Annotated in this window: 12 protein-coding genes; 2 read left to right on the top strand and 10 right to left on the bottom strand. The window is 58.5% G+C overall.

Annotated elements, in window-relative coordinates; translation table 11 throughout:
• Positions 1 to 41: 41 nt before the first annotated feature.
• Complete coding sequence (locus IPM54_06695) at positions 42 to 5,078, bottom strand: hypothetical protein (GenBank protein ID MBK9259511.1); 5,037 nt, start codon at positions 5,076 to 5,078, stop codon at positions 42 to 44.
• Between the two features lie 290 nt (positions 5,079 to 5,368).
• On the opposite strand from IPM54_06695, the gene IPM54_06700 reads away from it, so the two are divergent.
• The gene (locus IPM54_06700) at positions 5,369 to 7,612 is read left to right on the top strand and encodes a hypothetical protein (protein MBK9259512.1); all 2,244 of its coding nucleotides are present in this window, start codon (positions 5,369 to 5,371) and stop codon (positions 7,610 to 7,612) included.
• 14 nt (positions 7,613 to 7,626) lie between these two features.
• On the opposite strand, the gene IPM54_06705 is transcribed toward IPM54_06700, so the two are convergent.
• The 5 genes from IPM54_06705 to IPM54_06725 all read right to left on the bottom strand — a co-directional run bounded on the left by IPM54_06705 (position 7,627) and on the right by IPM54_06725 (position 15,560).
• A complete protein-coding gene (locus IPM54_06705; protein MBK9259513.1) occupies positions 7,627 to 9,408 on the bottom strand; it encodes a SulP family inorganic anion transporter in 1,782 nt (593 codons plus the stop codon).
• Positions 9,409 to 9,613: 205 nt separating this feature from the next.
• Complete coding sequence (locus IPM54_06710) at positions 9,614 to 12,397, bottom strand: bifunctional YncE family protein/alkaline phosphatase family protein (GenBank protein ID MBK9259514.1); 2,784 nt, start codon at positions 12,395 to 12,397, stop codon at positions 9,614 to 9,616.
• Between the two features lie 76 nt (positions 12,398 to 12,473).
• Positions 12,474 to 12,929, bottom strand: coding sequence for a hypothetical protein (locus IPM54_06715; GenBank protein MBK9259515.1), 456 nt, complete (start codon positions 12,927 to 12,929; stop codon positions 12,474 to 12,476).
• A gap of 41 nt (positions 12,930 to 12,970) precedes the next feature.
• Positions 12,971 to 13,570 carry a 2-hydroxychromene-2-carboxylate isomerase gene (locus IPM54_06720; protein ID MBK9259516.1) on the bottom strand — a complete coding sequence of 200 codons (600 nt, stop codon included), beginning with the start codon at positions 13,568 to 13,570 and terminating at the stop codon, positions 12,971 to 12,973.
• A 64-nt stretch (positions 13,571 to 13,634) separates the two neighbouring features.
• The gene (locus tag IPM54_06725) at positions 13,635 to 15,560 is read right to left on the bottom strand and encodes a multicopper oxidase domain-containing protein (GenBank protein MBK9259517.1); all 1,926 of its coding nucleotides are present in this window, start codon (positions 15,558 to 15,560) and stop codon (positions 13,635 to 13,637) included.
• 169 nt (positions 15,561 to 15,729) lie between these two features.
• On the opposite strand from IPM54_06725, the gene IPM54_06730 reads away from it, so the two are divergent.
• Complete coding sequence (locus IPM54_06730) at positions 15,730 to 16,614, top strand: LysR family transcriptional regulator (GenBank protein ID MBK9259518.1); 885 nt, start codon at positions 15,730 to 15,732, stop codon at positions 16,612 to 16,614.
• Between the two features lie 15 nt (positions 16,615 to 16,629).
• On the opposite strand, the gene IPM54_06735 is transcribed toward IPM54_06730, so the two are convergent.
• The 4 genes from IPM54_06735 to IPM54_06750 form a co-directional block, all read right to left on the bottom strand.
• Positions 16,630 to 17,535, bottom strand: coding sequence for a hypothetical protein (locus IPM54_06735; protein MBK9259519.1), 906 nt, complete (start codon positions 17,533 to 17,535; stop codon positions 16,630 to 16,632).
• Between the two features lie 239 nt (positions 17,536 to 17,774).
• Positions 17,775 to 19,136, bottom strand: coding sequence for a hypothetical protein (locus IPM54_06740; GenBank protein ID MBK9259520.1), 1,362 nt, complete (start codon positions 19,134 to 19,136; stop codon positions 17,775 to 17,777).
• A 24-nt stretch (positions 19,137 to 19,160) separates the two neighbouring features.
• On the bottom strand, positions 19,161 to 21,866 hold the full coding sequence (gene mxcH, locus IPM54_06745) for a TonB-dependent siderophore myxochelin receptor MxcH (protein MBK9259521.1): 2,706 nt from the start codon (positions 21,864 to 21,866) through the stop codon (positions 19,161 to 19,163).
• 85 nt (positions 21,867 to 21,951) lie between these two features.
• A complete protein-coding gene (locus IPM54_06750) occupies positions 21,952 to 24,438 on the bottom strand; it encodes a helix-turn-helix domain-containing protein (protein MBK9259522.1) in 2,487 nt (828 codons plus the stop codon).
• Positions 24,439 to 24,447 lie beyond the last annotated feature (9 nt).

The following is a 24,447-nucleotide window of genomic DNA, read 5'->3' on the forward strand; positions in this document are numbered from 1 at the left end:
AATTGTGCAGATGGTATGCGCATACGAGAGGCCGGGGATGATCACTCCCAGCCTCGAAGCCTTCCGCGGAATCGTGCAACGAGCGCCCACGCTCGATCCTTGAATAACGTGATGGCGATCATGAGGCCCAAAATCAAAAGTCCCGAGACCGATAGCAGGACAAACCCCAGACGATGATCGCGCAAGCCTGCATGAACCAAGTTGGCGACCACATCGAGCGTGAGCGCCAGCGTTGCGAGCGCCAAATAGGCCCGAACACGAAGCACCACCCCGACCCCCACGCCAAGCAAACACACGACGCCGAAAATGACCGAATACGTCGGCTCTTCCGCAGCTCCGAGCCGGAGCGCGAGTTTGAGCCCCGACGGCACGTAGAGCAGCACGCCTCCGACGACGCGCAAGGCCGTTCGTACGGCGGGATCGAGCTTCGACGCAAAAATCTGCGCCAATGCCATCACGAGGAGCCCGAGCGGCCCCACATAAACTTCAATCCCGTCGAGCCCTTGCGCCAATGCAAAGACGACCAGCGCGACATTGCACGCGATGGCTGCCAAAGAACCAAAGATGCGACTTCGTTCGGCAACTGCAATCGTTCCATAAAGAAAACTCGATCCCAGGGCAAAAAGCGCCGCCGTGTTCGTCGAGTCCTCCATGGTGAAAAGCGCCACGAAAACGGGCAGAATCATGACGAATCGACGCGTCGCATCCGCCACCGTCGTGAGCTTTTTCCGGCGAGCGACGACCGCAACGCCAAGCAGCGTAAAACCGTACGCCAATCCCAAGAGCGCATCGACTTCAGGGCGCAGATCCATCGATTGCGTCAAAAATGCATACATTGCCACGACGAGCGATTGCGCTAGATATACGTGCCGCGCCGTGCCGAATCGAGCAATCGAATCGATACATACGACGAGCGGCAAAACAATGGCCACGAGGCCCCACTTCGAGGGCGAGAGTCCTCCCGGTTCGGGCGAAAGAACGTACAGCATCAGGATGCACACGCCCATGACGAGGGCGATATCGCGCCCGACGACCGTCCCTTGCCGCGCGTGTTCATGTTTTCGAATCGAGAGACCGACGGCCGCTGCATGCGCCGCAAGCATTGCAATGGCAATAAATGCGCCCGCGAGCGCTCCGTCTCGCGTGACGATACGCGGGAAGAGGTCGGTCGGCGTGGTGTATACGAGCGCCGAGGCTCCACAAATTGCCGCAGCCGCCAGGACGAGCGGCGGGACGACCGACGAGATGGTCGCCAATCCCGAGCGATAGCTCCACGCGCCGAGCGATGTGCCGACCGCAATGATAGAAAGCGAAACGGCGAGCGAAAACGATTGCGCCCATGATCCATCGAGCGCCGAAAGGGCATTGACGAGCAGCATCACGCCCGCATCGGATTGACTCGCGGGCGATCCCACGGCGAGCGAATAGGCGACGGAAACGCCCGCGAGCGACAGCGCGATTGCTTGCGTGCCCATGAGGACGTTGACGTCGTAGTTGCGACGTCGCGACAGATGAATTCCCCACACAATGGCGCACAGTGACAATACTGCCATCGAGGGCCCGCCCCAATTGGGAATCGCCTGCCCCATATGCGCCGCCGCATGCACGAGAAGCGACGCCCCAATTGCGGGCAGCGCCGTCCTCAAAAGCACACTTCGCGCAAGCACCGCGAGCGCTCCTGCCGCGACCAATACGAGCGACGGAAGCATTGCAGGCCATGTCGTCAATTGCAATGCCAAGAGGACCGCACCAATGCCCGCCCATACCTCGATGGCCGTCTTGACCTCCTTCGCATCCGCTTCGTCGCTCGCGTCCAAGAGACGACCCGTGACGAATTGGTTGACCGCGGCCGATCGCGTCAATGCAACGAGCAAGCCGGCGCAAGCGAGTACGAACAGCGATGCCCCAACGAGCGCGCGAATGCGTTGCAGAACTTCGCTGTCGTTTGGCAAGAGAAACAGTGTCGGCTCCATCCACCCGAAACGAGCTCGATCCGCCACTGCGCTGAGCACCCAGCGACTTCCGGGTGGAACGAGCGGGGTGAGATCAGGTCCGAGAATGGCCCGCTGCGCTCCGACGAGCGCCGAAAAACCGAGGACCGAAGCGAATGCCGCATGAACGAACGGTGCCCATTTCGATGACCGGTAGAGCAGGAAAAAGGCAATGGCGGAGCCGAGCAGAAAGAGCGGGGGAACGATGGCCAAGGCTCGCGAAATGAGAGGCACCCCGACGACGTACGCATCAATCGACAAAAGCAGCGCGAGCGCCACGACGCCCGCATGCGCTACGTAATGGTATCGGTCGCCGTGCGATGGCCTTTCGAGTGCTCGCGACAATCGAGGTCCGAACCGCACCAGAAGTCGCGCGACGATCCACACGACGATTGCGACGATGGTCAGGTTTCGCGCAACAATCGCCGGGGGCAGCGGCCTGCCTATTCGATTCGCCAGCGCCGTGCAAACAATGACGAGCCCCATGAGGCCCAGCGTCACGACATTGCCTCGAGCTCCGATCACGTTCAGCGCACGCGTCGAAAACGCATGAAATGCCACCGCAATCACCGCAAAGAGCCCGAACAACACGAATGGGCGATTCGTGTCGATTTCGCCATCTGCAATGGACAAAATCCACAAAATGGCCCCGGATACAGAGCGAAAGGCGAGCAAAAGCCCTGCAAGCGCAAATCCATCGAGCAGCGTTCGGCCGCGCGCGCCAAACGGCAACGGAATGAACCCGAAAACGGATCGACCGAAATTCGATGATCCCTCCGGTTTGGGTGCACGTAGCGCCGCTGGAATGAGCAGCACGAGCGCCACGAGGCCCGCAAAAAACGCCGGAGGTGCATCTTGCCCCGCAACGATGTCGACCGCCGCCGCGAATGCAAGCCCGGCGTGAAGCGTGAGAACCAAACTTTCATCACGCATCGAGCGCAGCATCAATATCGCCACTGCTGCAAGCGCCGGAATCGCTTGAAAGAGCGCATTGTGAAAGTCCGAGCGGACTGCCGGCATCGTCGGCACGGCTGGAACGAAAAGAATCGACAACCACGCCAAGCATATGGCCGAAAGTAAGGAAATGTCATCGAAAGGTCGAGCGTCCGTGCGAGCCGCAAGCCACCCATACGGAAGCGCCAGAACGCCATACACGATCGCCAATGCAATGAGACCAAAGCACAACCAATGCAGAAATGGCTCCGGCTGACTCGCCGCGAAATACGCGAGCACCGCAACGAGCGCCAAGAGCGCTCCAATGTAGTGTGGAAACGGCCGCGTGGGTCGTCCGCCGAAATGCGCCGCAAGCGCGAGTCCAGAAGCGACCGTCACCGTCACCATGCACGGAGCAATTCCCGCCAAACCCAGTGAATTTTGACGCGCATATTCGCTGATGAGCGTCATCAGCGTCACGCCCAGGCTCGTCACGGTCGCCCAACCGACCAATACACGCCGCGGCGCTTTGGTGAATGGAGCGAACACGAAGAGCGCTCCAGGCACGACAGCCGTCATTGCAATGGAGAATGGTGGTTCACTTCCGAACCACACATGCACGCCAAGCGCCACCGCGACAAACCCAAGAGGCACGGCGAGATGGATTGCGCTAGGACGATGCGAAGCTTCGTAGCAGAGCAGCAGCACGGCGACCGATGCGGCAATGGTCGGAATCCACGCAAATGCATCCGTCGTCAATAGGAATGATCGCGTGACGGAAAACGCGGCCACGGTGCCGGCAAGCGCAGCTCCCAAGACGAGCGCCAGCGCAACAATCGATAGCACCGACGTTGCGCGCGGAACGAGCGCCACCAAACCTCGAGGTTCACCCGCGCTCCGCGTTGCAAGCCAAATGGCGGTGCCCATTCCGGTCGTCCACGCAATCGCCCCGAGCGCGGGAGCGCCGAATGTGGATACGTCGATGACCGGTTGTCCTGGGCCGCCGAAAAATGCGAATATGCCGACGGAAATGGCGCCATAAACGGAAGCAGCAACCGCCGCCGCCCCGCGCGATTGCCCGGCGGCGCTCGAAGCCCCGCGCGAAAGGATCGCCGCTGCGAATACGGGAACGAGCGTCAATAGAGGCCACTCGAGGCGCTGCCCCTCGGATACGTTCGGCCCCCCAAGCAATAACTCGACCGCGAAACTCGGCACGAGCCCCGCCGCGAGCCCGAGACCTGCGCCTTTGGCGAAAACCGGCCCCGTGAATACGAGCGAAATCGTCGACGCGACAATCAATGCAGCGCCCGCGACAAACCCCAAATCGGGCGACATTCCTCGCGCAACGGCCGCCGCCACCATCACCACGGGCAAAAGCCCCGCCGCAATGCCCCCCAAAACCCTGCCCGTCACGGCCGAGCGTCGAGCCAGAAAACGCGCCAGCACCACGAATGCCGCGTGATACCCAAAAAGCGCTCCCGCAATCGCAAGCGGCCTCCACGCACCCTCGAGCGTGCGCCACGCCTCACGCACGCCCATGAGCGAGCCGCTCAATACGAGCAACGTTCCGATGAACCAAAACACTTGCAATGCACCAAGCGGTTTGGTAACCCCCGGCGCTTCGTCGGCATCGAGCTCTCCGAGCGATTCGATTCCCGGCGTTATCACCCCCTGCCCTCGCGCAAACACGGCTCGCCCTGCATCAATGCCTTCATCGGCCCTACGCGATGAAATCGGCGCCGCTTCGTGCTCCACGTGCGCCCCTTTGGCATCGATTGCCCCGACCATTGCCGCATAACGCGCCCCTGCTTCCCGCCAAAATCCTGATACGCCTCCAATGAGCGCATCCGCGCCTTGCTCGACCGGATGAGCACGCTCCTTTGCCACGTCGTCTTGCGTAGGAGCCGCCGCTTCCGGCGCCTCGGCATCGAGCGGACTGCCCTTTTCAATGCGTTGCACAATCCGCTCGGCAACCCGCGCGTCAATCAGCCCTTCACTTTTCCACGCATCGACACGACGCACGATTCGCTTGGTCTCCCAAGCCTCGATATCCGCCGTCGTTTTCGCAAAAGCTGCCCCGCACTTCGGACACCGCTGCGTAGCATCGAATATCTCGCCGCACGCCGCGCAGAGTCCCACCCTGGATTTGGCCATCGCCCAAGACGGTAAACCAAATCGACACTGGTTTGGAGGATTTTTGCGCAACCGCCCGTCGCCACCAGAATTGCCTGACGTGGCGTAACTTTGCCAACCGAGTTGGCGCAAAATTTCGACAAATTTGGAAATTCACACGCATAACGGATTGGCAACGTTCTTGCCACGGAGGAATTTCACAACGTCACTGATACGTTGTGTCTTGAACCTTCCGCAATTGAAAAGGAGCTCACATGAGAAGCCGAAATTTTCGTCTAGGTCTTCCGGGCGCGTTCGCCGCAGCTTCTGCAATAACTGTATCCGGAATAACCGTCGTTGGATGTCTCGATCGGCCCATTGGACTCAATGAGCCGCGCATAACGGCGACCATTGCTGAAATCGTTCCCAACAGCGGAATCAGCAAAATCGATCTTCTGTTGGCAATCGACAATTCGGCATCCATGGCGGACAAACAGCAAATCCTCGCGCTCGCGGTGCCGGATCTCGTCGAAAGCTTGGTCAATCCACGTTGCATCGACGAGCAAGGCAATGCTCTTCCGAATAACAAGCAGCCGGCAGGTCCCGAGCAAAATTGCCCAGTCGGTTCTCGGAGGGAATTCGCTCCGGTGCTCGACATTCATATTGGCATCGTTTCGTCGAGTCTCGGCGGGCATGGTGGTAATCGATGTCCGGATGTCGTGCAGGATCCGACGTGCGGCGGGCCGATTTCAAAAAACGATCACGGCAGGCTCGTTGCGCGCGAAGATACGTGCTCCCCGGAAAACTCGGCTTCAACCTATCAAAACAAGGGCTTTTTGGCGTGGGATCCCATGCAAGAGCTCGACCCGCCCGGGGAAAGTCAGCTCGGAACGCTCGATGGTGCAATGCCGGGTCTCGTCCCCGCGCTTGCGGAGATGGTTCAAGGTGCCGGACAGAAGGGTTGCGGTTATGAATCGCAATTGGAGAGCATTTATCGCTTTCTCGTCGACCCCGAGCCTCATGCAACGATCGAGGTCGTGAACAACGTCGCGAAGCGGATTGGCGTGGACGACGATCTCTTGGCGCAAAGGGCGGCATTTTTGCGGCCGGATTCGCTCGTGGCGATTCTCATGCTCTCCGACGAGAATGATTGCTCCATTCGCGACGGCGGGTCGTATTACCGCGCGGCCCATTCGGACAGATTGCCGCGGCCGCGCGCGATATGTGCTGAAAACCCAAACGATCCTTGTTGCACGAGCTGCGGTGTGAATGCGCCCGCGGGTTGTCCTACCGATCCAACATGCGTCGATGGCCAAGGAAGCCTCATCTTGCTCAATGACGAGGAGGATCCGGTCAATCTGCGCTGCTTCGATCAAAAGCGCCGATTCGGAATCGATTTTCTTCAGCCCACGGATCGCTACGTCAAGGCGTTTTCGGAGCCGAAGATTGCCGATCGCAGCGGGAACCTCGTCAACAATCCGCTCTTTCCCGAGGCAAATCCCAAAGCAGGCCTCGTGTCGCCGCGAACGTCCGGCATGGTATTTCTCGCCGGCATCGTCGGCGTGCCGTGGCAAGACGTTGCCCGAGATCCCAAAGATTTGGGCAAAGGCTTCAAAACATCCACCGACATGGAAAACGACGGAACGTGGGACGTGATTTTGGGCATTCCTGCGGAGAACCAGCCTCCGCTCGATCCATTGATGCGCGAATCGACGGATCCGCGCACAGGGACCAACCCGATTACGGGTGAACAAACGGACGTGACTCCCGGAACGCCGCTCGGTAATTCCATCAATGGGCACGAATGGACGACGCAGGGCGATGATTTGCAATACGCCTGCATTTTCGACTTGCCCCAGCCGACATCGTGCGCCGGCGATACGACGTGCGAATGCTTTTCGAGCGGTTCGGACAATCCGCTATGCGATCCCAACGTGCCGCAGCAGCTCGTCAAGGCCAAAGCATATCCCGGTTTACGTCAATTGAGTGTCTTGCGAGGTCTCGGCGATCAGGGAATCGTGGCGTCGGTTTGTCCCCAACAAGTGGCCGATCGCGACTTGGCAAACTATGGTTATCGTGCGGCCATCGGGGCGCTCATTGACCAGCTCAAGACGAAAATCAGTGGCCCATGCTTGCCGAGAACGCTCGACCGTGATGACAAAGGCAACGTGAGTTGCTTGCTCATCGAGGCGAAGCAGACGGGCGGAGCTTGTCCGCCGTGTGATCCGACCAATGCGCGTTTGCCCGTCGATCCTTCGCATCAGAGTGCCATCGAGCTCGCCAAACAGCGCTCACCCGGATCCAATTGGGATTGTTTTTGCGAAATCCCGCAGCTCGTCGGAGAGGACCTGGCCATTTGCCAAAACGACATTTCGGACACACCGGTCACGCCGTCCGGAGAAAGTGTCGATGGATATTGTTATATCGACGCGACCACCGAGCCGGCCATTGGCAATCCGATCCACGTCGCGACGTGCCCCGAGAACGAACGACGCCGCATTCGCCTCGTAGGTAAAGCCGAACCTGCGAAGGATGCAACGCTCGTCGTGCTGTGCTCTGGCGAATTCCAACCCTAAACGTTTGCCGCTCTTCAAACCTCGAAGTCGAGCGAATGCTCCGGCAATTGAGCTGGCTCCGACGGTCGTACCGGTTGCATCCGGAAAGGGCACTCGTGCCGCGACGCTACGAGCAAACGATGCGCGTGTTCCAGCGCAAGCATGGTGCTCGTTTGTCGCACGGGTTGTTCGAGGAAAATCGCGTCGCTTTCGAGATGTTCATCGATACCTGTCTTTTCGAGCGCCGTGGCGAAATCGCTGCGTACGCCGCAAACGAGCACGTGAACGTTACGCGCACGAATTCGTTTGATGAAGGCATCCAGAATACCGAGACCCACCGCATCGGGATTGCGTGCCCGTTTCAACCGCAGGATGACGACTTCCGTTTGCGCGTCGATCCGGCCTTCGATGGTTTGCAAATGCTCTTCCAGGCTCGTGGACGAGCCGAAAAACATCTCGCCCTCCAAGCCAAAAATGAGAATACCCGGACAAACGACTTCATCGTGGGGCAGCCGCTCGTGCACGTGCCCTTGTGGAGCAACCACGAATTCGGTCAGATGCATTTTTCCAATGCGAGGAACCACGAGCAAAAATGACAGGATGACCCCAATGAGCACGCAGAACTCGACGGACACGACGATCGCGGCAAGAGCCGTGACGGCGACGAGCACGGCATCGAATCGAGTCGCGCGGGCGTGACGCGCAATCGTGTCGATTTTAATCATCCGCGCCGCGGTGACGATGAGAATCCCGGCAAGTGCTGCGCGGGGAATGAACATCGCATACGGCGCGAATACGAGCATGATGACGGCGACCGCGAAGGCGGAGATCACCCCCGACCATTGCGAAGCTGCGCCTGCTTGTTGGTTGATGGCCGATCGCGTGAGCGATCCCGAGCCTGGGAAACACGAAAACAAGCTGCCGGCGACGTTTGCGACGCCTTCACTGAGGCATTGTTGATTGAGGTCGAGCTTTTGGTGCGTTTCTGCGGCAATGGCTTTTGCCATGGCAACGGCTTCGAGCAATCCCAGGAGCGCAATGGCCAAGGCGCTCGAAGACAAATCGCGCATCATTTCAGGATTGAAGTTTGGCGCGTGAAGGGACGGAAGCTTGGCAGGAATGGCGCCGATGATCGCCACTCCGGACGATTGCAAATCAAGCCAAAATGAAAGCCCGGCAGCGATGACGACCCCAAAAAGCAATTCGGGGAACAACTTCCAATTGATTTTTCGCTTGATGTAACCCAGGATGAGCATCAATGCGATGGTGCCAAAACCGACGTATACGGTAGGCCAATGGATTGAACCACCGCGCGTGAGGCTTCCGTAGACGCGCTCCAGAAAGTGGTCATGGGCAGCACCAACTGCCGCGAAACCAAACAGATTTTTGAGCTGATCCAAAACGAGCAGCACGCTGGCGCCCGCGGTAAAACCGACGATGACGGAGCTCGAGATGTAGCGTGTGAGGTCTCCAAGGCGGAGCAGTGAAATGATGATTTGAATGGATCCGACGAGAAACGCTAGCAAAACGGCCGCTTGCAGTTTCATTTGTGGGTCGGCTATCGTCCCGATGGCGCTGAGCAGGGCAATGGAAATGGCGTTCGTGGGACCATTGATCAATTGTTTCGACGAATCGAAGAGCGCGCCGACCGCAGTCATCACGATTGCCGTATACAAACCGTACTCTGGAGGTAAGCCGGCAATCAACGCGTAAGCCATGGCTTGCGGAACCGCGACCGTGGCAACCGTGAGTCCTGCGACGATATCCTGCCGCGCGGAGCTCCACCCGTACGACCGTAATGAGGCGAAAGCCGGCACGAATCGCGCAATTTTCGCAGAAATGCTTGACGAAGAGGTCATAAGGAGGCGCGGGGCGCTTTGGGAACGAGCGAAGATGCCATGACGCACGTGTGGAGGCAAAGATTTGGCACAGTTCTGCGCTCACGAACGCGACTGGGTCTTCGAAACAGAGCGCGGCAACGAGGCGCCTTCGCGGCGCGTGAACACGACAAAAAAACACCGTTTACGGGTCCTGCGACTTTTCCGCTCCCTTTTCCTTTGGCAATTCCGTGAGCTGCTTGCCCCGCATCCAACGCATCACCTGCTGATCCAGCCCCGGAGACTGATCTACATCCTCAATGTTCCACTGCTCCGTGAGCTTCTGCTCCATTTTCGTCGCAGCCTCGCCGCAAGCCGCCGGCCACGTTCGCGGCATGTATTCGAATGGCGTATAGTCCGGCGTCGACGTGAACATGTCGAGCGGTAAACCTGCATTCTGCACCTGCACGTTTGGATAGGGCAAACCAAATACGTGAGCCATCAGCTTGTGGATCGATGGGACATCGATATGGGTTTTACTCACGTACCCGCGACGAACCCACGGTGAAACGACGACGAATACCGTGCGATGCGCATCCACGTGATCTCCACCCTGCGCCGGATCATCTTCGGTAATGATGATGAGCGACCGCTTCCATATCGGGCTCTTCGTTATGGCTGAAACGATGAGCCCCGTTGCTTCATCATTGACGGCGCACATGGTCTCCGGATCCGGCTTCGTCGGCGACAAACCAAGCGTGTGATCATTCGGCAACGTCATGTATACGACTTGCCCCAAATCACAACGAACGCGCAATCGAGCCGCCGTGTAGCACGCTTTTTCAATGTCCGGATATCCGATGTCCACGAGGAATCCCCCGGGATATTTCAAATCATTCGGCGGATGCCCATCGACGTACACCGTGGGAACTCCAACGCCTTCACCGAGAACGTCATACGTGAGACCCGCAGTGCCGAGCCAATCGAACATCGACCCTTCCTCGGGACGTCCCACATCCACGACGCCGCCATTTTGCACATCACCGGGCCGCGCCGATCGACCATATGCCGCCATGGCCCAAATGCGCTCGGTGTAATCATTGCTTCGGCCGTAGGTGGTCCATACGTGCCCGACGCTCGAGATCTCGGCGGCCGTATAATAATTGTCGGAAAATGCAAAATCTTTCGCAAGCTTACGCAGATTTTGCCAAATGCTGTCCATGTCCGCCGAAGATGCCTTCAACGTGAGCTCGGCTTTAGCATTCGTATTGGGCATGTCACCAAATACCGCGTCATAAGACTTGTTTTCTCGCACGATCACGAATACGTGATCAATGACGGGTGATGGGCCCGCCGTATTCGTCGGCGGCACGGGAAAGTCCATGACGCCCGCCGGACAATCGACTTTGGGATACCCCGGCAATGACCCTACGTCGGTTTTCAGACGCACATCATTGTCACCCGCGGAAAGATCGGCAATCGATGGCTTTGGAAAAACTTGAATGCCACCATGCAATCCGATGTAAGCATCTCCATGCGTTCCCGCGTCGAGCGAATACGGAGTGTCCAATGCGCCCCGTCCTTCACCTCGCAAGCTCGAAACCGCCACCGTCCCATCACCAAGAACGACGATACCGCTCGGCCACCACTGCGTAGGCAGCTTGCCTTCGGCCATAAGCGATGGTGGAGCTTTTGTCAAATCGACTGCATATGCTGCAATGGCGCCAACGCCGGACAGCGTAACGTACAAACGTTTCGCTTGCTTGTCGTACGCAAGCATCGATGGTTCATGTCCGTGCGCGGAATTTTCCGTTTCAATGGGCACGCCCGTCACGGTTCCAGATATTCGATCGACGATGGACAGAGTATCAGCAAGATCATCGGCAACGACCATCCAGCGTTCGTCGAGGAACGCAATGCCCTGCGGATCCTTGCCCGTCGCAAACGTCCGTTTGATGACCGGAGACGTTACCGTCGTAAGATCGACTTCGACCACTTCACGATTGGCCCACATCGAAACATACGCACGTTCGCCCATCGTATCGAGCGGATCGAAATAGACACCAAATGTCTCGTTGTCGGGAAGCACCACTTCACCGAGCTTGCTGCCATATGCGGGACTCGCAGGATCCACGTCGTAAATGAGCAAATTCTTTTCCCATACGGGCGATACCGCGAGGCGCTTTCCATCCGGCGATACGGCAACACCCGAAGTATACCAACCAACGGGTTTGCCCGTGGAATTGGTGCTGGGCGGCAATGCAACCGCCAATGTATCGGAAGGCAGAATCGTGCCGCTCACCGTATCCACCGTGAGTGCAATGACTTTGCCGTCCGCCGATGCAACATACACGCGATCGGGCGCAGCAAATGCCATTCCCCAATTAAGCGTGTTCGGCTTGGGATACTTCACGAGCGACACGACAGGATCGCCCTGCCCCATTTTTGCCGTATCGACCAGTCGAATGGCATGATCGCCATACCCGGAATCGACGGTCGCCACGAACGTCGTCCCCGAAATGGCCAAGACATTGGACGTCATGCCCGCGTAAAGGTCGGCTTCGCGAAATGCCCACGATTGGCCGAATGGGCGTTGACGACGCCCGCCAGGCATGATCGTGAGGGTTGGATCGCTGGGATCGGGCCCCGCATACTTCAATGCTTCGCCCGACGGAGCCGTCGCCACGCATTTACCAGACAATGCCGCGGGATACTTTCCATCCCACACTTCGCAAGTATCTTCGTGTCCTATCTCGTTCCAAGCTCCAATCGATGGACACTCGTACGCCCCCGAATGCTCGGGGCACGTACCCGCTGGACACGAATAGACACACGACCTCGGCACGACGATGAAATCGGAAGGATCGAGGACCGTGCCGCCGCTCGAGTTGCCCGTCGAGGTTTGTTTTTCCGAACCGTCGCAAGCGGGCACGGAAGCCGCAAGAAGCATGAAGATCGACGCGCGCGAAGCGAAACCGAGGGAACGCATGACCCAAGAATATACGACGATCCACTCATCGAGGAAAGGAATTCAACACGCGTCGCGCCGCTCGCGTTGGCTTCTGTCAGAGAATACTCATGATGAGACACCAGAACCACGCAACCGACGCAAAAACGACGATGCCGAGCGCGGGAGGACTCCACGCGGCCTTGCCGCGCGCAATGCGATATGCGAGCGCCGAAAGACCAAAGGGGAACGCGGTAAACAAAAGGCCAGCCATGGCCGTGAATCGAGCAGACGCGTGCCAGTCAGGACCATACTTGGCCATGATCTCCGCTGGCGGACCATAACCACCGGTATTGATCCAGTAGTCTACGCGAGCATGCAGCTTGGAAGTCGTCACGGCTGCCAAGGCGCAAACGAGCCCCGCGAGCATGACGGCAATGCCGGCAGCAATGGCTGCGCCCTTCGGTCGATATTTGGCGAGAACGAGCGCAATGACGGACGCGAGCAGCGAAGGCGCGGTAGCGAAGAACAGAACGACCAGACTGGCAAATCCGCTTTCGTGAATGGGATTCATAATCGATCCATTCGCGCACGCCCAATCGCTATGGGCTCAGCTCACCCCTGCAGCGCTCGTTCGACGAAATTCAGTCGATCATTGCCCCAAAAGAGCTCGTCACCAACGAACATCGCCGGCGCTCCGAACGCACCTCGAGCAATCGCAGCGTCGCCATTCGCACGCAGACGATCCTTGATGGGTTGCGATTCGATTGCAGAAAGCGCTGCCTGCGGATCGAGCCCCGCTTTTTCGGCGATGTCTCCGAGCACCACGGGGTCATTGAGGTCGCGATCTTCGGCCCACATTGCTCGGAATGCTCCGAGCGCCACGGATTCGGCCTTTCCTTGTTCGTCCGCCACCAATACGAGGCGCATGGCCTTGATGGTATTTGCCGGGAAATGGCTCGAAAACTTGAATCGTACTCCGTAAAACTCGGCCCAGCGTTCCAGGTCCTTCAGCATGTACGCGCCTTTGGCAGGCACTTTTGCCGGCATGTCATTGCTGCTTGCTTTGAAGACTGCGGCCAGGACAAACGGGCGATACGCGATTTTTGCGCCCGTGCGCGCCGCTATCTCGGGCAGTTGGGTCGCCGCGAGATAACTGTAGGGAGACGAGAAGTCGAAGTAGAATTCGATGGTTTTGGATTGTGCCGTGCTCATTTCACGGCAGCTTACGCGCCGCTTTGGGCCGGATCAAGTGAAATCGTCATCCCCACGAGATGGTTCAGGGCCCGCACAGCGCCGGATTTGGCGCAGGCGGCAAGGGGAACGCATCCGTCGCCGTTTTCGCAAACTGACATTGCAAATCGTCGGCTTGGCAACCCGCTTGACTGATGCAATTGCCCTGCCCATCGGTTCCTTGACACAAACACGCCGTATCTCCCGCCGGACATATCTCGACGAGCTCCATCATCCCCATGTCCTCGTGGTTGAGCTTGTGGCAATGAAGCACGAATTGCCCGGTGAATTTGCTGTACGACGTGAGGAGCTCCTGCGGCCCGTCTTCAATCTGTACCCACAACGTATCACGCCAATGCGCGAAATTGGGCTCCTTGTTCGATGTGTTCGGACAAACCAAGAACGGATTGATGTGAATGTGGAACGGATGCCCATCGAATGCTCGCACGTCCCACTTCTCCGTCGCGCCAACCTCCATGACGCGATCGCTGCGATACTTGCGCGCGCGCCTATCCTCGAACGACCGGCAATTGATGTTCGGCGCAGGGCAGATGCAAACAGGACCATTGGGATCCGGCGCATGCATGTGATCCGCAGGATCGCACGAACCCAGCCCATCATGACTGCCAGGCATGGGCTCTTCGCCTGGCGTCGGCACGAGCAACACGGTTTTTTGATGTATCGTCTTTACGGATTCGCAACTCACCTGCTGCATCTGCCCGTCCACCATGCCCATCCACGTCGTGGGCTTCGCAATCGCCGCAATCGCCGATTCCTCGGGCATGTTCACTTCGGTGGCTTCGCCATTCGCCGCATCCACGTCGAATATCGCGAAGACCGATCCCAAAGGATCCGAAACGCGCCGCCCGACGAGGCACAACGTCTGCTTTTCAGCAGGCATTTTCACGACAGCCTCGATACGATACCCCGGCGATATCCACATCGTATCGCTCTTGTAAAATTGCGGCAAGGTCAAACCATCACGCGCAATTTGAGTGATTTCTATGGGCTCGAGATCGAAGGCATTGCAATTTGCATCTTTCGCCACATGCAATTTCATTCCGATCTCGTCCGGCGTTCCGGCATAAACAAAGCGCAACCGCTCGATTTGATTCGGTGACGTTTTTACGTGTGGCCGAAGCTTGCCGTTGATGAGCGTGGGCTTTCCTTCTTCCTCGGTGGCCCCGAAATTGTTTATCGATAACGTGTCTTCACTGCACGATTCACCATCCGCGAGCGGCCGCGTCGTCTCCGACCCGAATGCCACTTGGCTCAGAATCATGATGCGTTCTTTTGCCTTCGCAATTCCAGGAACCTCGTCGATATCGCCCTCGATGACGAATGCGCCGGCGGCTCCATTGGTCACTTGGATGGCCGTCGATCCGTGAATGTGCGGATGATACCAATCGAGCCCCGGGTGATGATGGCCATCTTCGTCGAGATCCCAGCGATACTTGGCCGATTCTCCGGGCTCGACTTCGTGCAGCACATTGTCTCCGAAGTATCGCGAATCGGGCGCACATCCTTCACCCGTGCACGGATCGGCGGCATCAGCAGACGCATGATTCGGCTGAATATGCAGCCCATGTCCGTGCAGGTTCGTCAAGTTGAAATCGTGACATGCGAGCTTCGATGTATTGAAAGCTCCTGCAACCATCCGATAGTCCGATTTCGTAAATTTGTTGTGCAGGTCGATGCGCACTTTGCGATCGTTCCCAGCAGGCACACGAATCGTTGGGCCGGGTATGGCGCCATTGTAAACACGCAAGCAATATCGCTTGCTCTCGAACAGCACTTCGCTCGGTCCAAAATTCAGCTCGTAGGCCCCGCTTGCATTGGGCATTAATTCGGGCGGATTCTCGAAAATGGACGGCTCGGTGCTACCTGGCGTCGGTGTTTCCTCGGTACAACCAGATGCAGCAATCGCCGCTACGCACAAGAGGATTTGTAGCGCACGTGCGCGGCCATTCATTACGAAACCATCTCCCCATCTTTGCGTCATGTTCCGTCTCCCAAGCGGCTCTGTCGTAAGCTTTCTTCTTTCGCGAGGCGCGGGACATCTTGTAGCCTATTTTGGTGCCGTGCGTTGACCAGAGATGGACAGCCGCTGCGCAAGTTGTGAACACCGCCTGGAGTGACGCATGGACCTCGAAGAGTTGTCGGCATTTCTCAAAGTCGTGGACGCCGGTTCTTTTCTTGCCGCCGCTGATTCTCTCGGCGTTTCTCGCAGTACGCTACGCAGGCGCGTCGGTGCGCTCGAAGCGCGCGCAGGCGTTCCGCTGCTCGAAAGCACGTCGACCGGCGTGGTGCTCACGGAAGCGGGCCGAGTGCTTCGCAATCGTGGGAAAACGATGATCGAGGAAGCGAGCGCACTCATTGCATCGGTGCGCGAAGTGGGAAATGAACCTGCGGGGACATTGCGCGTCATCATGCCGGTAGGTTTGCCCCCGCATCTCTTGACACCTCTTTTGGCACTATTCCGCGAACGATTTCCTCGTTTGGGAACTCATTTGAGGTTCAGCAGCGACCCATTGTCCGAATCCATCGTCGACGTGGACATCGTCGTGCATTTCGCCGACGACGCGCCAACGGGTCCGTATATTTCTTACGCTGTTTTCCGCGTCAGGCAATGGCTCGTGGCAAGCAAAGAATACCTCGACAAGCGCGGTACCCCAACGTCGCTCGAAGAGCTTCGTCGCCACGAATTGCTCGCTTGGCAGGCTCCATTCGAAGATCCGTGCGTGTGGCCAACGCTCCAAGGTGCCACATTCGTCGTCCAGCCAGCGCTCATTGCAACGGACATTCATTTCCTTCGACGTTGCTGCATGGAGCACCTGGGCATTGGCCTCGTCCCCGACGCCAAAGTAACGGATCCAAGTCTCGTCCAAGATACACTCGTCCCCGTAATGCCAGACCTCGTCGGACGGGACCGCACGCTGCGAATGAGCGTCCCGAAAGCGCTTGCCGAAGTACCGAAAATCAAGGTCGTGCTCGAACAAGCCCGCCATTTTTTACAGGGCCTGTAACGAGCATCATGACGTCTACGTATCTTCTCCCCTCGATTTGCGCTCCCACACGCGCCGCAATTCTTCCCGCGTCGATGCCAGCGCCTCGGATGAGCCTACCTTTTTCAATTGCGAAGCGACGTCCTCATACCAAGCAAGCGCCCGTTGACCTCCTGGATCCATTGCAACAGGCGGTGCATATTCTCGGAATACTGGATTCGCCAGGACTTCCAAAACAATTCGTTTGACCAAGTCGAACCCGCTCGGCAATTCGATGCCAAATGTCACGTGCAGCGATCGCCCGGATAGCGTCCTTGCATTATGGAATTGCCCGCGTGGAATGTACACGAGGTCCCCAGGACAAACCGTGAAAGTATTCGAAATGTTTCGCGCCGCTTCGTCCCGTCGCGTGCGCAATGTCCGAGCAATCGCAGATTCCATCTCGACAGCTTCGATCGGTCGATTCACACGCACATTGGAAATGTCCCATGTTTTTTCACCTGCACAGTGGATCGCAATCACTTCATGCGCGTCGAAATGCATGTCGAAGGGTGTTCCGGCTGCCCCCGTTGCATACACGTTCGGCCACACGTGCCCGCCGAACGCATTCGCTAGAAGCGCCGACAGTGCGTCGATGCGTGCTGAAACCCCACGAGCCCGATTCCATACGAGAGGATGCCCCGCATCGAGATATTCCGCCAATAGAGCGGGATTCGCTGATAGCTCGGCCTTCGTCGTGCCCATATGCTCGGGAAAACACACGATGTCCGCGGGCAGCGCATTTGCTACCGCAAGCGCCTGAAGCAGTTCGTCATGCGAGAGCAAACCTTGGCGCTCGTCATGCTCCGCGCGCAAGTGCAACGGGCGGTTTTCGTAATACTCTGCGAAAAACGTGGACGCGCCGAGCGGCGCGAAAAGCGCATCGAGGTTCGGGATCAGCACGGCAACCCCCGTAATGCAACAAGGATTCCGCTGCAAGGGTATATCGCGTATGAAATTTCGGGGGAAGCCTTTCCGGGCTCGCCGTCCCCTGCTCCCCATTCGCGTTCGACAAGCGACTCTCTGAGGTGTTTCACAGGCGTCGCGAGCGGCGGGATGCTAGGGAGGACGGCGGAAGCGTACTTCGCACGCTGAGCAAGTCCGACCGACGCAGCCCGCCGCGCAGCAGCCTGTGGAACACCTCAATGGAATTTCACGGCGTAGTACCCCCAGCCGGACAGTTCGAGCGCTTTCGAGGGCGGATCCGTGGAAAGATCGATCATCCACGATTTACCCTGTTGAATCGCCGCATCGGATACGTACGTCTTACCGTCCATTTCGATGGGATAGATGATGCCACCGGCAGGCGCAATCATCGTGTCGGTCGCCGCCATCGGATTCGCGATATCGTCGAGCTTGTACGTCTTCCAGAGCGGTGCGGCCGCAACGTTGAGCGGGTTCTTGATGCTGGCTGGCACGAGGTCCTTCAAGAGGACACGAACATACGTAGGCGCCTTGGGATCACTTGCATTCTTGAACAAACCGCCCACGTATTGCACGGCCATGCCATCGACGAGCTGCGGCACATTGGGCTTGTACGTCTCGTCCCACGTCATCGTCGCCGGATCGAAGCGCGCAAGGCACATCGAACCCGGGACGCCAAGGAAATTCGCGCCCGCGGCAATCACGCCCGAACCGCTGTAAATCTTGCCGTCTTCCCCGAGCACCGAATTGTGCAAACCTGCGCAATTTTGAATTTCGACGACGTCGAAGCTGTCCTTCGCAGGATCCATGATGAGCATGCCCGAACGCGGCAAAATCGCCGCCGTCGCCGGATCGAAGTAATGGAACGAGGCGAAGAACTTGCCACCCACCTGAAGGGTCTGGATCTCACGCCAAATCGTATAAGCCTTTCCACCGTCCATCGTATTGAACTTGCTCGTCAGGTCGACGTTGCTCGTAATCGTCATGCAGTCCGGATTCCAAATGAACCCTTGCAATGTCTTTTCGTCGAACAAAAACGCGTGCGACGATGTATCCATGGCAACAAGAGTCCAATAGAACGACGTCACGCCATACGCCGCAAAACCAATCTTGCCCTTTTCTTCAATCGTCCCGTCCATTCCGAGACCGTATTTGATGACGGTTCCCGTGTCCGCTTCGGCCAGGAACATCTCACCCTTGTTCTTCGACTGCCACAAGGTCGAGTTCGTCCCGGCAAGCTCGATGGTGCGCGCCCCATCGACTTTGCCATCGACCGTGAGTTTGTCGGCGAATTGAATCGTATCCGTGCGCATCGACAAATCGGGAGAGAACGTAATGGTACTAACCGCAACAAGCGGCCCGACCCCAGGAACATCTGCGGGCGGCGGACATGCCGCACCGCCGCCGGATCCGCCGCCACCGCCAGAACCACCACCCGAGCTGCTGCTGCTCGACGAACCGCCGGTGAGGCATTCGGCCCCCACGCATTCCTTTTCTTCCTCGCAACCAACGGCAACGAGCGCGAGCGCAGCGAGTGCCGGTGCAGCCAAAAGCCAAGTTCCTCGTTTTGCAAAGCTCATCTTACTCTACCTCCGTATTGCCTCTCAGAGCTCTCCCGTCACCTTGACGGAATACACTCGACCGGGTTTTTGCACCCCAAAAAAGTCGAACAAATTCGCATTGGTCAAGTTGTCGACCTCGAACGTGACGCTCGTACGCGATGGAACGTTGTTGAAGTACGAAATGCCCGCCGTATGCGCGACTTGCGTCGGCACCACGAGCTTGAAGTCCTTGTCTCCAACACTTTCCCAATTACGGAAGAATTCATGCACGTACCGGCCATTGTAGAATGGCGAAATGCCGTCGTCGGACGTGAGCAGCTTGCGCCATTGAAATCGCGCTGACCAATTCGCGAAAAGCCACGGTCGATTCGGGATGCGCTGACCGTCGAATTCTTGGAATGCTCCCTTGGTCGACACGTTCCTCGCATCCTGCCACGTCGCGTTTCCATCGAGCACGATCCAATTGCCAGGCGAAATCCACTTGACCGACCCTTCGACACCCCAAATCTTCGCACCTTCGACGTTCTGGTATTGAATGGTCCCCAGCGATTCGGCAAGCCCCACGATCAGGTTGCTGATGTTGCGCAAAAACCAATCGCCTTCGATGGAAAAATTACCCAATCGAGTGCGACGCGTCTCGAGCGATATCCCCGCATTGGCATTGTGGCTGTATTCGGGCCTCACGCGCAAGTTCGGAATGACGTAGAGCGAATCGCCGAAGAATTCGTCCACGCTCGGAATGCGCGTCGCGAGCTCGTAAGAAGCCTTCGCCGCGATGTGCTTCGAGAAGCGAAAACGCAAACTGTCCCCGACGCCGAAACGAAATCCGGAAGCATCGAGGTCCTGCACGGTCAAACCTACTGGTACTCCTTGGGCTTCCGCATCGTAGAAGTAGTGCTTGAGCACGACGAGGTTTTGCAAGCGATTGTCGGACGCTGGATTGTACTTCTTGTCGCTCGACGCGTCGGGCATTCTAAACGCATTGAGCTCGTATTCGATGCCCGACATCAACGTGGCGATGTTCCGTTCACCCGCGAGCGGATCGTTGCCGCCCTGCGTCTTCGTTCCTTTGTCCGTGCCCGTTCGTCCGGTAAAACGAGCCGTCGTGGATGCGCGCACGACGTGCTCGGGCTCGATATGCCATTCTATCGACGGGCGCGCAAAGATGCTGTCTTGCCAAATCGTCGCGTCGTGCGGCTCGCGGAAAAGCTCGCCACGCACGTTCCGCCGCGCGACCTGATTGCCAAGCCAATCGTAAACCCATTCGCCCATGTCTACGAATCGAATGGTACGCCGCCCAACGCTCGCCAATGCAGAAATACGCAAGTCCTTGCGTATCGATTGTTCGTAACGGGCCGTGGCGCCCATCGTGCTCGCTCCGTACGTCGCCTCGCCAATCGCACGCTTCATGATGGCGTCGTGCTGAACTTCCTTATCGTACGTCAAGCCAAACAGTTGCAATGACAAACGCTCGGCCCACGGTTTGCCCACGACCGCCAATTGCACGACTCCGCCATACGAACGGTATCGATCATGAAATCGACGCACGATCGCCGGAAAAACCTGCCCCGACTTGTCAGCGACCTCGACGTCGATGAGGTAATCGTTGCGCGTGTCATCGAGCCACGCAGCCCCTCCTACGACAAACCCGCTCGGCTTGTGGTGATACCCAGCCGTCGCCGCGACGCGATACGTACCATACGAACCTCGCTGATACGATACGTACGCATTGGTTCCCGTGAGCTGCTGCGGCACGAGGTTCACCGCGCCTCCAAGTGCATCCGCGCCAAACCGCACCGGCAAAACACCCCGGTACAGCTCGATACGATCCACGAGATTCACGGGCACGTTCGCAATGCCTTCGGGAAAACCCGCTATGTCGAGCGGCACGCCGTCCATGAAAAACCGGATCTGATTGTCGTACAGACCATTGAGCGAAAATCGCGTGAACGATCCCAATCCGCCCGAACGACGAACCGCAACACCTTCGACCGCTCCGAGCACTTGACCCAAATCGCGCGATTGCTGCTTGGCTTGATGCGTGTCTATGACTTTGACCGCCTCCGCCGATTCTCGCAGCCTCTTCGGTTCCGACTGATCACCTTGCACCGAAACGTCAATCGGCACCAAAATGTCGACGGGTTCCTCCGTGTCCGCCGCGGCATTCGGGTCTTTCGACGCAACGACGAGCGGAGGTGGAGGCGGCACCGGATCCAACCGCGGCGGAGGCGGCGGCGGAGGCGGTGGAGGCGGCGGCGGAGGGGGCGGCGGCGTCCCATCCGACGGTGAAGTGGGCGGCGCTGGAGGGGGCGGTAATTTGAACTCGTAACGATACAATATCCGCGATGCGATGGGCGTCGTCCCTTTACGCGCAGGCTCGAAACGAAACTTGACGGCCGCTTCCATTGCTGCTTCGTCAAAGCCGTTCCCCGCAGACTCGATGACCTCGACTTTCGTCACCTCGCCCAATTTCGAGATGGTCAAACGAAGACCAACGGTGCCTTCGACGCGAACTTCGAGCGCCGCCGGAGGGTACGTCGCTTCGAACCTTTCGACGAGCTTCGGCGGAGTAATCACCGAATCCGACGGAGCTGGCGGAGCAGGCGGCGCGGGCGGAGCGGGCGGCGTCTGTGCATACGCGCTCGTTTGAGCTCCAAGCATCATCACGACTGCAAGCAATTTGCCAAGCGCAGGAAATCGACGTCGTCGGACAATCCACGTCGGCTCGGAACTCGATTTGGCCCTCATTTGCGGTCTCGCATCATCCTTGTTTCGCTGTACCCAGAAGAGTGCGCGATGGTACGCGCCTCGAAAAAATTCCACAAGCAAAACCTCAATTGGCTGCTGCCCCGAGACTCCCCGCACAAACTCGGGCCCACTTCACGACTTCAGCCCTGCCCCAATAATCTTCCTCTAGCATCAAGCGAGAGGCTTCCTGTGCGCGCGCCATACCCTCTTCGTCGCCTCGCGCGTACGCAATCGACAGCCCCAGCGCAAAAAGTCGAGCGCGAAATGGCCCCATACCACACGCCTCGGCAAGCCTTTCCCCCGAAAGCGCTTCGCGTGATGCTTCAAAATACGCACCTCGCTGAAGCGCTATTCGCGCAGCAAGCTCGTGCACGCGCGTCGCCATTTCAACTTCACCCGATACGACGACCCACCCTCGCGCAGCCGCAAGCAGCCGCTCGGCAGCCACAGGATCACGCTCGGCAATCGCCAAACCCCATAACACTTGCCCGTGCGCGACATGCCCCGCCCATCCGAACCGCTCGCACGCGGCAACGTTCGCCGAGATCATTTCAATTGCAGCATCTCGCTCGCCCAACGCCAAAAGATGCTCTGCCTCCCATAATCCACGTCGAGCAATTCGAGCATCGCCCATCGCCTCGAGGCGCGCGAATCCGGCACGTGCAGCTTGCAGGTCGCCGAGGTCATGCATAATCGCTGCCAAAAGTGCAACGCCTCGAGCCACGTGCGCCGAAAGCCCAAGTGATTCGGCAAGCTCGACCGAACGTGAAGCATGCGCCCGCGCCGCAGAAAAATGCCCCGCAAGCCGCTCGGTATACGCCAATGTTCGCAATCCCGTCACGAGATGCGATGGTTCGAGCTGTCCTTCGACGAGAGCATTGTGCTCCTCGTACGCGCGCAAAGCATACGCGAGATCCCCGAGCGCCCCTGCGTAGAGCCCTCGTTCATATAGAAGCGCCGCGCGCCAAGATACCCCGAGCGAAGACATGGGCGACTGCGGATCGGTTGTCTCGCCAAACAAACGCAACAAACGAGCCCCTCGGCTCATTTCACCCAGCACGAGACCCAAATGAGAAAACCCACCGAGCGTCTGCAAATACGTGCGACACGCTTCGAGGGTTTGTCCCATTTCGATGAGCTGCTTCAGCAAGTCTTCGAAAGCATCGAGTTTGTCATGGCCTGACGGCTTTTGCCTTGGCGCAAAGATGAGCGTTCCTTCCGGAGGCGGGTGAAGCGCAGCCTGCACCGCCGAAGGAGCCACGCCCAAGAGCGAGCGAAAGTGGTCCCGGACAAACGGATGCGACGACCACCGCGGCGGATCCGTACCTGCTCGAAACACGAGCCCAAGCCGCTCCAAACGCGCAAGCGCTCGACGCAAATCCGTGAGGGACAAACCTGCAAGCGCCGCGGCAACTCGAGGTGCCCCGCGCGTCAGCGCATGCAATGCGGATTCATCGGCTCCCGCGGAAAGCACGGACAGTCGCGCGAGCAAATCGCGTTCTGCATCCGAGAGCGCGCGCGCGTACGCCGCAAGTACGCGCGACAAACGCCGAGCAAGCGGATCGTCTCGCGCGGCTTCAGCCAAGTCAGCCGGATCGAGCGGACGAGGATCACCACCGAGAAACGCTCCGACATACGAACCCGTGACGGCAAGCGACAAGGCGTGCCCGCCCGACGCGGCGATCACCTGCGCCATCGTGTCGGCATCACCCGACGCGCCCCACGCGCGCAAGAGTTTTTCCGCGTCGGACGTCGCGAGCGGACCAAGCTTGATGGTACGCGCTCCAGCATCTGCCCACGGTGTCAAGTCGCCCAGGACAAACCTCGACGTCACGAGAGCTCGTGCAGCCCCAAGCCCGCGCGCGAGCGAAATGAGCAGCCTACGAAGCAGCGGATCGGACAATTCGCCATGCGCCCGATTGCCATCGCCCTGCGCCTGCACGACTTCGAGACCATCCAGCACGAGCAAATGGGGCAGACCACCTGCGATGGACTTTTCAAGTTTGTCCAGACGCTCGCCGGGCAGAGCATCACAACCTGCAAAATATTTTACTGCATGCGCGAGAAATGCCTCGGTTCGCTCATCTTCATAAAAACTCCAAACGAAAATGCCCGCGGGTCGAGCTTCGGTGCCGAGCCGCCCGAGAAGTCGTTCTGCAATCGCGGTTTTTCCGGCACCACCCACGCCCACGAGCGCCACGACGCCTGGCATTGCAGCGACATGTGTGGCCCATGCAAAAAGCTCTTCGAGAATGTCGTCTCGACCAAGGAAATGCGGAGCGCGTTGTAGAATCGACGCATACTCCGGACGCATGAGTTTTTCGAAAGTAGCAGGCTCGGACGATTCGACCACGAGCTCGGTCATGGCAAGCCCAAGCTCGTCGGAGAGCTTTTCGAGCAGCTTGCGCCTGGCCGGAGCACGCACGACGAAACCGCCTTCGTTCACTTCGCCGGATTCGTATCGACGATAGGTGCGCACATCGACACCGACCGACGCTGCCAATCCTTCTTGCGTGAGCCCCAATTCGAGGCGCGCGCGCAGCAAAGCTTCGTGGTTGAATCGCTGCGTCATGAGCCGATG

The organism is Polyangiaceae bacterium, assembly GCA_016715885.1.
In the GTDB taxonomy this organism is placed as follows: Bacteria; Myxococcota_A; Polyangia; order Polyangiales; family Polyangiaceae; genus Polyangium.